Annotated in this window: 10 protein-coding genes and 1 pseudogene; 1 reads left to right on the top strand and 10 read right to left on the bottom strand. The window is 65.4% G+C overall.

Annotated elements, in window-relative coordinates; translation table 11 throughout:
* Window positions 1–19: 19 nt before the first annotated feature.
* The 8 genes and pseudogenes from CF68_RS27195 to CF68_RS27160 all read right to left on the bottom strand — a co-directional run bounded on the left by CF68_RS27195 (window position 20) and on the right by CF68_RS27160 (window position 11,263).
* A pseudogene (locus tag CF68_RS27195) lies at window positions 20–1,577 on the bottom strand (SpoVR family protein).
* 138 nt (window positions 1,578–1,715) lie between these two features.
* Window positions 1,716–2,978, bottom strand: coding sequence for a YeaH/YhbH family protein (locus tag CF68_RS27190; RefSeq protein ID WP_035825005.1), 1,263 nt, complete (start codon window positions 2,976–2,978; stop codon window positions 1,716–1,718).
* 37 nt (window positions 2,979–3,015) lie between these two features.
* Complete coding sequence (locus CF68_RS27185; protein WP_035825003.1) at window positions 3,016–4,938, bottom strand: PrkA family serine protein kinase; 1,923 nt, start codon at window positions 4,936–4,938, stop codon at window positions 3,016–3,018.
* 427 nt (window positions 4,939–5,365) lie between these two features.
* Window positions 5,366–6,553 carry an acyl-CoA dehydrogenase family protein gene (locus CF68_RS27180; protein ID WP_035825001.1) on the bottom strand — a complete coding sequence of 396 codons (1,188 nt, stop codon included), beginning with the start codon at window positions 6,551–6,553 and terminating at the stop codon, window positions 5,366–5,368.
* Window positions 6,554–6,689: 136 nt separating this feature from the next.
* Window positions 6,690–7,469, bottom strand: a complete 780-nt coding sequence (locus tag CF68_RS27175) for an enoyl-CoA hydratase/isomerase family protein (RefSeq protein WP_035824998.1) — start codon at window positions 7,467–7,469, stop codon at window positions 6,690–6,692.
* Between the two features lie 23 nt (window positions 7,470–7,492).
* Window positions 7,493–8,476 carry a tripartite tricarboxylate transporter substrate binding protein gene (locus CF68_RS27170; protein ID WP_035824995.1) on the bottom strand — a complete coding sequence of 328 codons (984 nt, stop codon included), beginning with the start codon at window positions 8,474–8,476 and terminating at the stop codon, window positions 7,493–7,495.
* Window positions 8,477–8,510: 34 nt separating this feature from the next.
* Window positions 8,511–10,223: a long-chain fatty acid--CoA ligase gene (locus CF68_RS27165; protein WP_035824992.1), complete on the bottom strand. Its 1,713-nt coding sequence runs from the start codon at window positions 10,221–10,223 to the stop codon at window positions 8,511–8,513.
* Window positions 10,224–10,255: 32 nt separating this feature from the next.
* Window positions 10,256–11,263 (bottom strand): tripartite tricarboxylate transporter substrate binding protein, encoded by a 1,008-nt coding sequence (locus CF68_RS27160; protein WP_035824989.1) that lies wholly within the window; start codon window positions 11,261–11,263, stop codon window positions 10,256–10,258.
* A 321-nt stretch (window positions 11,264–11,584) separates the two neighbouring features.
* On the opposite strand from CF68_RS27160, the gene CF68_RS27155 reads away from it, so the two are divergent.
* The gene (locus CF68_RS27155) at window positions 11,585–12,766 is read left to right on the top strand and encodes an AraC family transcriptional regulator (RefSeq protein WP_035824987.1); all 1,182 of its coding nucleotides are present in this window, start codon (window positions 11,585–11,587) and stop codon (window positions 12,764–12,766) included.
* 74 nt (window positions 12,767–12,840) lie between these two features.
* On the opposite strand, the gene CF68_RS27150 is transcribed toward CF68_RS27155, so the two are convergent.
* Together CF68_RS27150 and CF68_RS27145 are read right to left on the bottom strand one after the other, a co-directional pair.
* Entirely contained in the window at window positions 12,841–14,193 is a 1,353-nt protein-coding gene (locus tag CF68_RS27150) for a TolC family outer membrane protein (RefSeq protein WP_035824985.1), read from the bottom strand.
* Window positions 14,194–14,360: 167 nt separating this feature from the next.
* Window positions 14,361–16,146 (bottom strand): type I secretion C-terminal target domain-containing protein (locus CF68_RS27145; protein WP_035824983.1); only part of this gene is annotated, 1,786 nt, incomplete at its 5' end.

Raw genomic sequence — 16,146 nt, 5'->3', positions numbered from 1 at the left:
AACCCCGGCAATTGCGGGATCAGGCGGCCAGGCTGAGGCCGCCGCCGTGCGGGCGGCGGTGGCGCCGTTCCGGCTTGCACTCGTACTTCAGCTCGGTGCGGCCGTCCTCGTAGGCCACCTCGAGCCGCACGGTGAAGCCCCACAGCCGGGTCACGTGCCGGATCACCTCGTCGAAGTTGTGCGCCAGCGGCCGGCGGTCGTTCTGCAGGTGCCGCAGCGTCAGCGAGCGGTCGCCGCCCACGTCGACATTGGTGACCTGGATATTGGGCTCCATGCTGGAGAGGTCATATTGCGCCGCCATCAGCTGGCGGATCGCGCGGTAGCCTTCATCGTTGTGGATCGCGGTGACGCGCAGCTTGCCTTCGCGGTCATCGTCCAGCACCGAGAACAGCTTCAGCTCGCGGATCACGCGCGGCGACAGGAACTGCAGCAGGAAGCTCTCGTCCTTGAAGTTGCGCATGGCAAAGTCCAGCGTCTTGCGCCAGTCGCTGCCGGCGAATTCCGGGGCCCAGCGGTAATCCTCTTCGGTCGGGTTTTCGCACATGCGGCGCAGGTCCTGGAACATCAGGAAACCGATCGTGTAGGGGTTCATGCCGCTGTAGTAGGGGCTGTTGTACGGCGGCTGGTAAATCACGTTGGTATGCGCCTGCAGCAGCTCCATCATGAACGCATCGTTGACCAGCTTTTCCTCGTACAGCTGGTTGATGATGGTGTAGTGCCAGAACGTGGCCCAGCCTTCGTTCATGACCTTGGTCTGGCGCTGCGGATAGAAGTACTGCGCGATCTTGCGCACGATGCGCACGATCTCGCGCTGCCACGATGCCAGCTTGGGCGCGTTCTTCTCGATGAAGTACAGCAGGTTCTCCTGCGGCTCCGGCGGGAAGAGGATTTCCCCCTCGGACGCGTCGTCCTCCGACGCCAGCGCATGCGGCCGGCTCTTGGGCAGGGTGCGCCACAGGTCGTTGACCTGCATCTGCAGGTAGTTCTCGCGATCGGCCTGGCGCGCCTTCTCTTCGGTGATGGACAGCTTCTTGGGCCGCTTGTAGCGGTCCACGCCGTAGTTCTGCAAGGCGTGGCAAGAGTCCAGCAGCAGTTCCACCTCGCGTTCGCCGTAACGCTGCTCGCACTCGGCCACGTAGTTCTTGGCAAACAGCAGGTAGTCGACGATGGCGTCCGCGTTGGTCCAGGTGCGGAACAGGTAGTTGCCCTTGAAGAACGAGTTGTGGCCGTAGCAGGCGTGCGCGATCGTCAGCGCCTGCATCGGCATGGTGTTCTCCTCCATCAGGTAGGCGATGCAGGGATTGGAGTTGATGACGATCTCATAGGCCAGCCCCATGTGGCCGCGCTGGTAGCTGCGCTCGGACGCCAGGAAATGCTTGCCGTAGGANGGCCCGGGGGCTGTAGCCGCCCGGCAGCCCCGCCGACGCGTAGGCGTCGAGCATCTGCTCGGCGGTGATGATCTCGATCTGGTTGGGATAGGTATCCAGCCCGAATTCGCCGGCGATGCGGGCGATCTCGCGGTCATACCGTTTGATCAGCTCGAAGGTCCATTCCGAACCCGTGGAGAGATAAGCCATCTTCGCCCCTTGTTGCCCGGGCAAGGCGCCAGACCCGTCCGGCGCGCACGGCATCGCCGCGCCGCGTGGTCCGCTTTGCCTCGCCATTTTCCTTCACTGTGGCCCTCCGCACGGAAGGCCAGGACCGGCGCCACCCTACTATGCTGCGCGCTTCTGGAACAGGTCGTGCAGCACCGGGTAGATCTCGTCCGCACCGATGATGCGCTGCATCGCAAAGTGATCGAACTGTCCCTTGACCGTCAGATACTCTTCCCAGAGGTTCTGCGGTTCTTCCGATGCGACTTCAACATATGCGTAGTACTGCACCAGTGGCAGGATCGAATCGCGCAGCAGGCGTCCGCACAACTCGGAATCACCGGCCCAGTTATCACCGTCTGACGCCTGCGCGCAGTAGATGTTCCACTGGCTTGGCGGATAGCGGTCGTGGATCACTTCCACCATCAGCTTCAGCGCACTGGACACCACGGTACCACCGGACTCGCGCGAGTGGAAGAAGTCTTCCTCATCGACTTCCTTCGCCACCGTGTGATGGCGAATGAACACGACGTCGATGCGCTCGTAGTTGCGCTTCAGGAACAGGTACAGCAGCATGAAGAAGCGCTTGGCCAGGTCCTTGCGGCTCTCGTCCATCGAGCCGGACACGTCCATCAGGCAGAACATCACCGCCTGGGCCTGCGGGCGCTTCTTCAGCACGCGGTTGTTGTAGCGCAGGTCGAGCTTCTCGATAAAGGGCACGCGGTCGATGCAGGCACGCAGGTGCCGCATCTTCTCCATCACATCGAGGGTGCCTTCGGCATAGGGGCCGTCCTTTTCCAGCGCCGCGCTGTAGTCCAGCTCCAGTTCGCGCAGGCGCTTCTGGTAAGGGCTGGACAAGGCGATGCGCCGCCCCAGCGAACTGCGCATGGTGCGCAGGACCGACAGGTTGGCAGGCGTGCCGTCGATGGAAAAGCCGGCGCGCACCTTGCGCACCTCGGCGATCTTGGCGAGGTGGCGCTTGGCCAGGTCCGGCAGCGCCATGTCCTCGAAGAAGAAGTTCAGGAAATCCTCGCGCGACAGCGTGAAGACGAAATCGTCCTCGCCCTCGCCGCTGTCGCTGGCCCGCGAACCGGTCCCGCCACCGCCCTGCTGCTGGCGGTCGAAGGAATCACCCTTGACGAACTTCTTGTTGCCAGGGTGAATCCACTCGCGCCGCCCGCCCGGGCCGTGGTGGAAGATCGGTTCGGAGATGTCCTTGACCGGAATGGACACCTGGCCGCTCTGCTCGATGTCCATGATCTTCCGGCCGGACACCGCCTTTGCCACCGCTTGCCGTATCTGCTCGCGGTAGCGCTTGATGAAACGTTGCTGATTGACGGCACTCTTGTTGCCGCCGTTCTCGCGCCGATCGATGACCGTAGCCATAAGTTTCCCTCGTTGAGAGACCTGTTCCGCGGCGCCGTTACGATGACTTTCTTACGCGCAGATACCACTCCACCAGAAGTCTCACTTGCTTGGGCGTGTACCCCTTCTCGACCATGCGGTTGACGAAGTTCTCGTGCTTGTCCTGGTCTTCGCGAGAAGACTTGGCGTTGAACGAGATCACCGGCAGCAGGTCCTCCGTGGTGGAGAACATGCGCTTCTCGATCACCATCCGCAGCTTTTCATAGCTGGTCCAGACCGGATTCTTGCCACTGTTGTTGGCCCGTGCCCGCAGCACGAAGTTGACGATCTCGTTGCGGAAGTCCTTCGGGTTCGAGATACCCGCGGGCTTCTCCACCTTCTCAAGCTCGTCGTTCAGCGCGTTGCGGTCGAGGATCTCGCCGGTGTTGGGATCGCGGTACTCCTGGTCCTGGATCCACAGGTCGGCGAACACCACATAGCGGTCGAAGATGTTCTGGCCATACTCGGAATACGACTCCAGGTAGGCAGTCTGGATCTCCTTGCCGATGAACTCCACGAACGGCGTGGTCAGGTACTCCTTGATGTACGACAGCAGCTTGGATTCCTGCTCCGGCGGGAACTGTTCGCGCTCGATCTGCTGTTCGAGCACATACAGCAGGTGCACCGGGTTGGCCGCCACTTCGGTGTTGTCGAAGTTGAAGACCTTGGACAGGACCTTGAACGCAAAGCGCGTCGACAGCCCGTTCATACCTTCATCGATGCCGGCGTAGTCGCGGTATTCCTGGTACGACTTCGCTTTCGGATCCACGTCCTTCAGGCTCTCGCCGTCATAGACGCGCATCTTCGAGAAGACATTGGAGTTCTCGGGCTCCTTGATGCGGGTGAGCACCGCGAACTGCGCCATCATCTTCAGCGTGTTGGGCGCGCACGGCGCGGCCGACAGCGAACTGCTGCGCAGCAGCTTGTCGTAGATCTTCACCTCGTCGGACACGCGCAGCACGTAAGGCACCTTGACGATATAGATCCGGTCCAGGAAAGCCTCGTTGTTCTTGTCCGCCTTGAAGGTCGTCCACTCAGCCTCGTTCGAGTGCGCCAGGACGATGCCGTCGAACGGGATCGCGCCGAAGCCCTCGGTGCCCTTGTAGTTGCCTTCCTGCGTTGCCGTCAGCAGCGGGTGCAGGACCTTGATGGGCGCCTTGAACATTTCAACGAACTCAAGCAGGCCGCGGTTGGCCAGGCAGAGCCCGCCGGAATAGGAGTAGGCGTCCGGATCGTCCTGCGGAAAATCTTCCAGCTTGCGGATGTCGACCTTGCCGACCAGCGAGGAAATATCCTGGTTGTTTTCGTCGCCAGGCTCCGTCTTCGAGATCGCAATCTGCGACAGCACCGAAGGGCGCAGCTTGACCACCCGGAACCTGGTGATATCGCCGTTGAACTCGTGCAGGCGCTTGACCGCCCAGGGCGAGGCAATGGTGTTCAGATACCGGATCGGAATGCCGTAGTCCTCTTCCAGGATCTTGCCGTCTTCCTCCGGCGCGAACAGCCCCAGCGGCGACTCATGGATCGGCGAACCCTTGAGCGCGTAGATGGGGATCTCCTCCATCAGCGCCTTGAGCTTTTCAGCGAGCGAGGACTTGCCACCACCCGGGGGCCCGAGCAGGTAGAGGATCTGCTTGCGCTCTTCCAGGCCCTGCGCCGCGTGCTTGAAGAACGAGACGATCTGTTCGATCGTGTCCTCCATGCCATAAAAGTCGCGGAAGGCCGGATAGATGCGGATGACCTTGTTGAAGAACAGGCGGGACAGCCTGGGGTCATGGTGGGTATCCACCAGCTCAGGCTGGCCGATGGCGGCAAGCATGCGCTCTGCAGCAGTCGCGTAGGCAGTCGGATCCTTCTTGCAGATCTCCAGGTACTCCTGGATGCTGTATTCCTCTTCCTTGCGAGCTTCGAAGCGCGTAGCGTAATGGCCAAAAATGTCCATACCTCACTCCCGTCAGAGTTCACGTCCGAGGCGTGCTACCCCTAAGGCTTCGCGCAACGTTCGCGGCACACCACCCCGGCCTGGCGACCTGTCATGTTGCGAAGTCTTTACTTCATCATAGTCAAATAACGGCGATGGTGGAGTCCGAGTTGACGTATCTTGCATCGATGCAACGTCTGTTTCGTTGCTGCATTTTCTGCATGAATCCGCTTCAGCTTCTGGCTGGATTTCCGCTCGGGCCTTGCCCCCGCACGCGACGGGCCATTGACCATGCTTGTGAAACACCTTACACCTTTCCCGCCATCCGTGCACATCCGGTTTTGTAACCATACGCACGAAAGCCGGCACTGGTGCCGGCTTTCGATTTTCCGCATTTTCTTACGCGTTTGCGCGCACTAGCACGCGCACACTGCTGATAGCAGACGCCTCAAAGCGTGCGCGCGACCAGCTCCTTCATGATCTCGTTGGAGCCGCCGAAGATCTTGCTCACGCGTGCGTTCGCATACATACGCGCGATCGGGTATTCAAGCATGTAGCCGTAGCCGCCGTGCAACTGCAGGCACTCGTCGATGACCTGGCAGTTCTGCTGCGTGCACCACCACTTGGCCATGGCGGCCGTGGCAGCGTCGAGCTTGCCGTCCATCAGGCGCAGCATGCAATCGTCGACGAAGGTCGCGGCAATGGTGGCGACCGTCTTGCACTCCGCCAGCTTGAAGCGCGTGTTCTGCAAATCGGCCAGCGACTGGCCGAACACCTTGCGCTGGCGCACGTATTCGGTGGTCAGCTCGATGGCGCGCTGCATGGTCGCCACGGCCCCGAGCGCAATGATCATGCGCTCTTGCGGCAGCTGCTGCATAAGCTGGTAGAAACCCTGCCCCTCCAGCGTGCCCAGCAGGTTGGCGCACGGCACCAGCACGTCGTCGAAGAAGAGTTCGGCGGTGTCCTGCCCTTTCTGCCCGATCTTCTCGAGAATGCGGCCACGACGGAAGCCCGGCAGGTCGCGCGTCTCCACCATGACCAGCGACACGCCGCGCGAACCGGCTTCCGGATCGGTCTTGGCCACCACGCAGACCAGGTCGGCGTGATACCCGTTCGTGATGAAGGTCTTTGCACCGTTTATGCGATAGCAGTCTCCGTTTTCGGTCGGTTCGCGCACCGCACGGGTGCGTATCGCTTTGAGGTCGGAACCAGCGCCAGGTTCCGACATGGCAATGGCCGCCACCATTTCGCCGCTGGCCATCTGCGGCAGCCATTTCTTCTTCTGCTCTTCCGTGCCGTAGTTGAGCAGGTAGTGTGCCACGATGCCGCTGTGCACATTATTGCCAAGGCTGGTGCAGACGGCACGCGACATTTCCTGGGTGATGACGGCCTCGTGGGCAAAGGTGCCGCCACCGCCGCCGTATTCCTCGGGGATGCTGGCGCACAGCAGCCCGATCTGGCCGGCGCGGCGCCAGACCTCGCGGTCGATATAGCCCTGGTCGGCCCAGCGGGCCTCGTTGGGCGCCAGTTCGCGCTCGATGAAGCGGCGCACGGTTTCCTGGAACGTCCCCAGGTCTTCGGTCATCCAGGGGGTCTGGCGTACGGCGGGCGCCGTGTGCTGGTCGTGGGATCCCATATGGTGTGCTGGTATCAGGGTAAACGAGAAAATGAGCAGGCGACCGGTGCCGTCCGGCCAGCGCCCGCCTGTATACGTAAACAACGGCCTGGCGAGGCAGCCGGATGCTGCAGGGCAGCATGACCGGTGCCGGCGCTCAGTCCGGCCAGCGGTAGCGCAGCGGCTGCTTGGCCATGAAGCGGTCGGCAGCCTCGCGGCGATAGGCGGTGGAGAAGGCAATGCCCTGCCCGTCCGCTTCCATCGCCAGCATGGTGTGCAGGTCCTGGTTCAGCGAAGCGTTCAGCGCCTGTTTGGTCAGGCCCACCGCCACCGGCGAGGCCTCGGTGAAGGCCTGCGCCAGCATCCGCGCACGTTCCTGCAGGCTGTCTGCCGGCACGATTTCCATGACGATGCCAAGGTCTTGCGCGGCCTGGGCGTTCAGCTCGCGCATCGAGAACATCAGCGCCTTGGCCCGCTGCAGGCCGATCATCCGCGGCAGCGTGTAGAACACGCCACAGTCGGGGATCAGCCCCATGCGCAGGAACGGCAGCCCGAAGCGCGCGCGCGGCGTGGCCAGGATGATGTCGGCCGTCAGCGCCAGGCTGAAGCCCGCGCCATAGGCCGCGCCGTCCACCGCGGCGATGACCGGCACGTCGAGCTGGATCAGGTCTTCCAGCCAGCCGTGCACCTTGTGCAGGCGCTTTCGGCCCTGCTCGGCATTGATTTCGACCTGCATCGAGCTGATGTCGCCGCCCGACGAGAAATCGGTGCCGGCGGCGGTCAGGATCAGCGCGCGCACGCTGTCGTCGGCGCGTACCCGGCGAATCACTTCGCCGATCTCGTCGCGCATCGGCAAGGACAGCGCGTTCTTGCGCGCCGGCGAGTCCAGCGTCAGCGTGGCAACGCCGTCCTCGACGGCAAAGCGGATGGTTTCCATCGGTGGGCTCCGGGAGGCGGGTTTCAGTCGAGCTGGATATTGGCGTCGCGCACGATCTTGGCCCACTTGGGCGTGTCGCCGGCGACCACGGCCGCCAGTTCCTGCGGCGCGGACCCGACCGGCTGCAGGCCCATGCCGGCCAGCTTCTGCGTCACTTCGGGCAGCCGCACGATGCGCGCGGTCTCTGCCGCCAGCTTCGCCGTCACATCCTTGGGCGCATTGGCCGGCAGGAACAGCCCGTACCAGCCGTCGGGCTCGAATCCCGGCAGGCCCAGTTCAGTGAAGGTCGCCACATTGGGCAGCGCCTTGTAGCGCTGGGTGCCAGTGATGCCGAGGATCTTGAACTTGTTGCTGCCCAGGTAGGGGTTGGCCGAGGTCACGTCGACAAAGGCGCTGTCCACCTGGCCGCCGAGCAGGTCGCTCATCAGCGGCGCCGCGCCCTTGTATGGGATGTGTGCGAGATCGATGCCTGCCTGCTGCTTGAGCAGCTCGCCGTGCAGGTGCGACGAGGTGCCGTTGCCGTAGGAGCCATAGCTGAGCTTGCCCGCCTTGGCCAGCGCCAGGAACTCGCGCATATTGCTGGCCGGCACGCGGTTGGGCACCACGAACAGGTCGGACGACTTGGCGATCAGCGAGACCGGCGTGAAGTCCCTGGCCACGTCGTACGGCGTGCGCTTGTACAGGGCCGGCGCCTGGATCAGCGCCGTGATCGCCAGCAGGATGGTGTAGCCGTCGGCCGGCGCCTTGGCGACGGTGTCGTTGCCCAGCATGCCGCTGGCGCCGGGCTTGTTTTCGACCACCACCGGCTGGCCCAGGCTTTCGGCCAGGCGCTGGCCGATCAGGCGGCCCACGGTGTCGGTGCCGCCGCCGGCCGGGTACGGCACGATCATGCGGATCGGCTTGCCGGGATACGGTTGCTGCGCGAAGGCGCTGCCCGCGCCGCCGAGGATGGCTGCGCCGGCCAGGGTGCCGGCCTGTGCCAGCCAGTTGCGTCTGCTTTGCTGCATGCTGTCTCTCTCTTTGCTGAATTCGCCGCTGGCGTCACGCGCTCGGGTTGTCCGCCTGCATCTCGCGCTCCTGCAAGGCGCGCCACAGGATCTTGCCGGTGGCCGACTTGGGCAGCGCGTCGACCACGTCGACGATGCGCGGCACCTTGTACGCGGCCATATGCTCGCGGCACCAGGCCATGATGCGTTCGGGGTCGGCTTCGGCCGTGCCGCGTGCTTCCGGACGCAGCGCCACCACGGCCTTGACGGTCTCGCCGCGGCGCTGGTCGCGGGCGGCGATCACGCAGGCTTCGTGGATGGCCGGGTGCGCGTACAGCAGGTTCTCCACCTCGGCCGGCCAGACCTTGTAGCCGGACGCGTTGATCATGCGCTTGAGGCGGTCGCGCATGAAGAAGTAGCCTTCCTCGTCCATGAAGCCGAGGTCGCCGGTGCGCAGGAAGCGCTTGCCGCCGATCTCGATGAAGGTAGCCGCGTTGGCCTCCGGGTTGTGCCAGTAGCCCTGCATCACCTGGCCGCCGTGGACCACGATCTCGCCGGTCTCGCCGTGGGGCAGTTCCTGCAGCGTCTCGGGATCGAGCACGCGCGCGTCCACGCCGAAGGTGGCGATGCCCAGGCATTCGCGCTTGGGCTGGTTGCGCGGGTTGGACAGGATGAAGGCCGCGGTCTCGGTCATGCCGTAGGCCTCGACGTAGGGCAGGCCGAAGCGTTCCTGCAGCATATTGGCCACCGCTTCGGGCATGGCCGCGCCGCCGCCGCCGACGTAGGCCAGGCTCGACAGGTCGCGCGCGTCGATGCCCGGCTGGGAGAAGAAGTCCACCATCATCGCCGGCGGCGCACCCCAGACCGAGACGCGGTAGCGCTCGAGCAGGTCCGCGGCCAGCGTGCGGTCCCAGCGCGGCATCAGCACCACGGTGGCGCCCAGGTAGAGCGGCGAGTTCATGCAGTTCTGCATGCCGAGCAGGTGGAACATCGGCGCCACGGCCAGCACCACGGATTCGGGCGTAGCGCCGCGCCAGATCACCGAACCGGCCGCCGCGGTCATCAGCGTGCCGTGGGTATGCATGCAGCCCTTGGGGTGGCCGGTGGTGCCGGAGGTATAGGCCAGCATGCACAGCGTGTCGTAGCCGGCCTGGTGGGGCAGCGGCCGGTGCCCGGCGGCGCTGGCCGCGTCCCAGGCCACCGGCATGGCGCCGGAGGGCGCAGCCTGCGGCGCGGGCGGCGGTTCGCGCAGCCAGGCCGGCACCGCCAGGCCGCCGTCGTCGCGCAGCATGCCGGCGTAGTCGTGCAGGATCACATGGCGCAGCGCCGGGCCGTGCAGCGGTGCCACGCGCTGGTACAGCTCGCTGCCGGCAAAGGCCGCCACCGCGCCGCTGTCCTGGACCACATGGGCAAGTTCGGCCTCCAGCCACATCGGGTTGGCCGGGACCACCACGCCTTCGGCGCGCAGGATCGCGTAGTAGGCGATGATGAACTGTGGGCAGTTCTGGCTGAACAGCAGCACCCGGTCGCCCGGCTCGATGCCGCAGGCGTGCTGCAGGTAGCCCGCCATCCGTTCGATCTCGTCCTGCAGTTGGGCGTAGGAGATCGCGGTGCCGAAATACTGGATCGCGGTCTTGTCCGGATAGCGGTGCGCCGCCGCCTCGACGTTATAAAACAGGCTGGTGCGAGGCGTATGCAGCGTGGCCGGCAGGCCGGGCGGCCAGGCCGGGGAACGGAACGGCTGGTGGGTACTTGTAGCAGGCTTCATTTGCAGCAATCGACAGGTCAAACGGGAATGACTTAATCCAGGCGGATGTTCCTGGTGCGGATCACCTTGCCCCAGCGGACATAGTCGGCCTGGATGGTCTGGGCAAACGCGTCTGGCGTGCTGCCGGTCAGGATCACGCCAAGCTCATTCATGCGCTTGCGCACGTCGGGCTGGGCCAGCACGCGGTTGACGTCCGCCGAAAACTTCTCAACGATCGGCCGCGGCGTAGCGGCCGGTAGCAGCAGCCCGAACCAGCCCATCGCATCCATGCCTTCAATGCCGGCTTCGCGGAAAGTCGGCACATCCGGCAGCTGCGGGGCGCGCGCGGGGCCAGTCACCGCGAGGGCGCGCAGGCGGCCGGTGGCGACGTGGGGCTTGGCGCCCATCACCGAGATCACCGCCGCCGTCACCTGGCCGCCCAGCAGGTCATTCAGCTCCGGAGCCTCGCCCTTGTATGAGACATGGAGCATGTCGATCTTGGCGGCCTCGTTGAAGACCTCGCCGTACAGGTGGCCGCTCGAACCGGCCCCGAACGAGCCGTAGGAGAACTGCTTCGGCTTGGCGCGAACCTGCGCGATGAAGTCTTTCAGGTTGGTGGCCGGCACCGCATTGCTGTTGACGGCGAACACCAGGTTGGTCGTGCCGAGCTCGGACACCGCGGCGAAATCCTTCACCGGGTCATAGGGCGCCCGGGCATACAGGCTTGGCGCCTGCACCAGCGGCGTGATCGTCAGCAGCGCGGTGTAGCCGTCGGCCTCGGCACGGGCGACCACCTCGGCGCCGAGCATGCCGCTGGCGCCCGGGCGGTTTTCCACCACCACCGGGCGCTTCCAGGCCTTGCCCAGCCCTTCGGCAATGGCGCGGGCCAGCACATCAGTGGCGCCACCTGCCGGGAAGGGCACGACCATGCGCACGGTGCGCGCCGGGAATTCGCTCTGCGCGAGCGCCGCGCCCGCCCCCAGCATCCCGGCGGCAACGCCGCCCCACGCCAGCAATCCGGCCCCAAAGTGCCATAGCGCACTACGACGATCTGCCTGCATGTGTTGTTGTCTCCATTGTTTTTCCTGAGGCGGGAACGGGTCGTTGCCCCCGTTTCTGGTCCCGTCCGGGCCGATGTGCCAGCCTTGTATAGGTATCAGCCGCAGAGTGCGCGATGCTGCGGTGCGTGGACAATGACCAGACAAGCCAAAATGATTGGCCGAATCGCTCAGATGGAAGGCAGCCTTTGGCAAATCCCGATTGTGCGGTGCGGTCGCGGCTTGCTAAGGTGGCGAGACGATGTGGCGAAACGTCCTGGAACGCCCGCGGAGCCAGGCGTTCCGCGGCGCCGGCGCCGACGCGCCACCGTGATGAGGAGACCCATGCATACCGCTGTCCTGTCATCGCTGCGCCCGCCCGCGCCAGGCAAGCTGCACCTCGCCGGCAGCGCACTGCCGCCGGCGCCCGGGCACGGCCATGCCCCAGGCCGTGCCGAGGCCCCGGCCGGCACGGCGCAGGCCGCGCCGCAGGCCTCGGCGCGCCACACCATTGCGATCCAGCATGTGGATCACATCCTGCTGGGCCCGCGCCGGCTGGGCCACGACATTGCCGCGCTGCTGCGCCGGGCCGGGATTTCGCCGGCGCTGCTGGCCTCGCCCAATGCGCGCGTCACCCAGGGCCAGTACGCGGCGCTGATCCGCACGCTGCGCCGCGTCACGCGCGATGAACTCTGGGGGCTGCTGGACCGGCCCGTGACCCCGGGCGTGTTTGCGCAGGCGTGCCGCAACCTGATCCATTGCGCCACGCTGGAAGATGCCATCCGCGCCGGGCTGCGCCTGTACCGGCTGCATATCGACGCCTTCGCGCCACGCCTGCATGTCAGCGCGGACGGCAAGACCGCCTCCGTGGTGCTGCATCCGCGCGCGCCGGCCTCGGCCTGCCGCAGCTTTGCCGAATCGACTTTCGTGTTCCATGCCTACGCGCTGCTCAGCTGGCTGGTCGCCGGCCATATCCCGCTGGCGCGGGTCGACCTGAGCGCCGCGCCGTCGCAGGGCGGCCCGGAGACCGAGCGTGTCTTCAAGGCCGCCGTGCATTACGGCCAGCCTGTCTCCGTGCTGCATTTCGATGGCGCCAGCCTGCGCATGCCGGTGATGCAGGACGCCGCCAGCCTGCGCGAGTTCCTGCGCGAGACGCCGCGCAACCTGCTGATCCGCTACCGCGACAACAGCTGCCTGGCCGAGCGTATCCGGCAGCACTTGCGTTCCCACCTGGATGACGAACTGCCGTCGCTGGAGCAGATGGCGCAGATGCTGCGGCTCACGCCCCAGACCCTGCGCCGCCGGCTGCGCGACGAGGGCAGCGGCTACCAGAGCATCAAGGACAGCCTGCGGCGCGACGTGGCCATCGGCATGATGGAGCGCCCCGGCATGACGCTGCAGGACGTGGCACTGCGGCTCGGCTTCTCCGAGCCGAGCACGTTTCACCGGGCATTCAAGAAATGGACGGGCGTGGCGCCGGGAGAGTATCGGATGCGGGGATTGCGGGGAGAGGCTGTGCCGGGCTGATCCGGGCCGGGTCAGGATCTTCAGTGGCCGGCGACTGAAGCATGGCTGCCGGATTGTCCCGGCACCGCCCTCCCCTACCTCTGTCCCACCGGCGGCGCTGCCCGCTGCCCGACCTGCACCATTCCCGCCTGGGGCGGCGGCACCTGCAGGGTCGCCAGCAGCAAGCCCATGCCGGCAAGGATGCGGTACTGGCTGGCCAGCTCGTTGTACTGGCCGGTCACGTAGGCCGTGCGGGCGCTGAAGTACTCGTTCTCGGCATTCAGCAGGTCAAGCAGGCTGCGCTGCCCGATCCGGAATTGCTTGCCGTAGCTGACACGCGTGGCATCGCTGGCCTCCACGTATTGCTTGAGGCTCACCAGCCGGTCCTGCGCCGTCAGGTGGGCGTTATAGGCCTGCGATACGGCCTCCTGTACCTGCCTGCGCAGCCGGTCCAGGTTCTGCTCCGCTTCCTGTACTTGGTAGCCGGCCTCGTTGATGCGCGCCTTGTCGGCGTTGCCACGAAACAGGTTGTAGCGCACGCGCAGCATCACGCTGCGCTCGTCGGTGGTGCCAAGCACGCGGTCACGGTCGCGCGCCACGCCGACCTCGAGATCCAGCCTTGGCCACAACGCGGCCTTGGCCAGCGAACGCCCGGCCTGGGCTTCGGCGATATCGGCCTGCCCGGCACCCAGCGCGGGGTGATTGGCGTTTGCCACCTGCTGCGCCTCCCGTTCGGTGGCAGGCAGGAGCGTCGACAGCGGCTCCGGCCTGGACAAGGCCTCCGGCGGCGCGCCGACCACGCGCAAGTAGGCTGTCATGGCGTCCTGCAGGCTGCCCTGCTCGGCGCGCAGGCTGGCCTTGGCCAGCGCCAGGCGGCTTTCGACCTGATACAGATCGGCGCGGCGCAGCACCCCGTTGTCGGCGCCAAGCCGGATCTGGTCATAGATGTGCTGGTGCGCTTCCAGATTGGCCAGGCCGATGGCCACGGTTTCCTGGCGCCGCAGGACCTCCACATAGACGCCGACCGTGCGCAGCGCGATGTCTTCGGCAGTCGCGCCGACCCGATAGGCCGCGCCGTCGATCCGTGCGCCCTGGCGCTCCACATCGCTGCTGGTGGCAAAGCCGTCGAACAGCATCTGCGAGATCGTCACGCCGGCCGCGTGGCTGGCATAGGAAGAGTCGGACAGCCCCATCAGACGGGTGCTGTGGCTGTCCAGGCGTACGCGACCGGTGGCGGCATTGACATCGACCCGTGGCAGGTAACCGGCGCGCGCCTGCGTCAGCCCCTCGTCCGCGGCCAGCCGGCGGCTGCCCGCCGCCAGCACTTCGGGATTGGTATGCACGGCTTGCTCGACTGCCTGGCGCAGCGCCTGGGCTGCCGCGTGATGCGGCACCACCATGGCTGCCCATAGCAGTACATGTGCCAGCCGGCACCATGTCGTTGTCATGCTTCCCCCACTCGGGCGCACCCGCCGCCGCGTATCGCCCTGGCCGGCGCCTGCGCGATGCGGGAAGCGGTGCGCTACCCGTTTATTATGGTTTTCAACTGCACCGGAGTACCGGTTTTACTGCCGCCCAGCATTTCCCTCTCTGAATTCGCCACCGAACGCACGCCTCAGGCGGTGTGGATATTGCCGTTGCTCAACAACGTGTTGAGATCGAGCCCGACCACGCCCTGCAGCACCGCCACGTCCTGGAATGCAGCCGCCGTGCCACTGCCATCGCGATCCAGGCTGACCACGGTATCTCCACCCACCTCGGAAAGGCGGACGAACTGCGCCGCATTGGCAGTGGTCACGCCAACACCGGAAAGCAGGTCGGAAAGATCCAGCACATCGCCACCGGAAGCCACGGGAGCCACACCGAAGTCGGTGATGGTGTCGACCGAGGCGGGGTCCGCGCGCAGGAAGCGGAAGGTGTCGCTGCCGGTGCCGCCGGTCAGTGTGTCGGCGCCGGCGCCGCCGGTCAGTACGTCGTTGCCGGCGCCTCCGACCAACACGTCGTTGCCCGCGCCGCCACGCAGCACGTCGTTGCCGGCCAAGCCGGTGATGTTGTCGTTGAAGGCGGAGCCGATGACGCCTTCCATGTTGCTGTAGCTGTCGGCACCGAGGCCGGTCACGCCCGGGCCTGCCGTGGTGGCGCTGCCGCTCTGCATCAGAGTGAACACAATCCCGCCGGTAGCATCGGAGAAATCAAGCAGGTCGATGCCGTCGCCGCCGTCGATGGTGTCATTGCCCGCGCCACCGCGAATGATGTCGTTGCCGGAGCTGCCGGTCAGCGCGTCGGCCAACGCCGAGCCGATCACGCCCTCCATATTGCTGTAAGTATCCGAGCCCAGGCCGGACAGGGTAGCTGTGCCGCTACCTTGCGTCAGCGAGAAGGTGATACCCCTGGTCGAATCGGAGAAATCAAGCATGTCGATACCTGCGCCGCCGTCGATCGAATCGTTGCCCGCGCCACCCCGCAGCACGTCGTCGCCGGCGCCGCCGTTGAGCAGATCGGCGCCCGCTCCACCGATGAAGACGTCCCCAGCGCCGGCGCCCTTCTGCGTATCGATGCCGCTGCCGCCATTCAGGTAGGAAGCCTGATAGTCCTGGTTCTCCAGCGACACCGTGACAGATCCGGTGGTCGACAAGACATTGACCGTAACGGTCCCCGTGCTGGTACCACCCGCCCCGTCGTACACGGTATAGCTGAAGCTGCCTTGCCCCGTGCCGCCGCTGGTGTTCAACGTGATGTAGCTGCCGTCGGCACCCAGTACCGCGGTGCTTCCCGCGCCCGTCCCAGGCTTCACCGCGGTGATTGACAGGGCCCTGCCATCTACATCGCCATCATTGGCAAGCAGCGCGCTGACCGGGATCAGGATATTGTTGTTGCCGTTTTCGTCGTACGAAACATAGATCACGTCCCCCGCTGCCACCGGCGCGTCATTGACGGGATTGAGCGTAATCGCCACCGTATCGGTATCGACCGAAGCGCCATCGCTGGTCTGCATCTGCAACGATGCGGCGCCCGCGTAATCCTTCTCGCCAAGGAAGCTCATGCCATTCAGCGCAGCATTGATGGCCGCATCGCTGCCCGTGAATGTCATGGTGCTGTCCGCGGTGCCGTCGCCCGACAGGAACTGCAGTCCGGCAACGCCATTCAGCGTGATCGCGCCATGGCTTGCGCTCAGTGTCACCGTGTGGCTCGCGTTGTCCACGTCAGAGATGCTAAGTGCATTGCCGTTGGCCGTATGGAACACCAATGGCGTATCTTCGTTGACCACCTGCGCCAGGGGGACGGCATTCACCGCAGCATCGTTGGCGCCGGTGATGTTGACGGCTATCTCCTGGCTGGCAGTGAGATCCGCCGATTGCACGATCAGCTTGTCGGTCACATGCTGCGCTGCGGCGAGCGCG

It is taken from the genome of Cupriavidus sp. SK-4, assembly GCF_000611125.1.
Classification (GTDB): Bacteria; Pseudomonadota; Gammaproteobacteria; order Burkholderiales; family Burkholderiaceae; genus Cupriavidus; species Cupriavidus necator.
The sequence above is the reverse complement of the archived record's forward strand: the minus strand, read 5'-3'. Positions and strand labels throughout refer to the sequence as shown.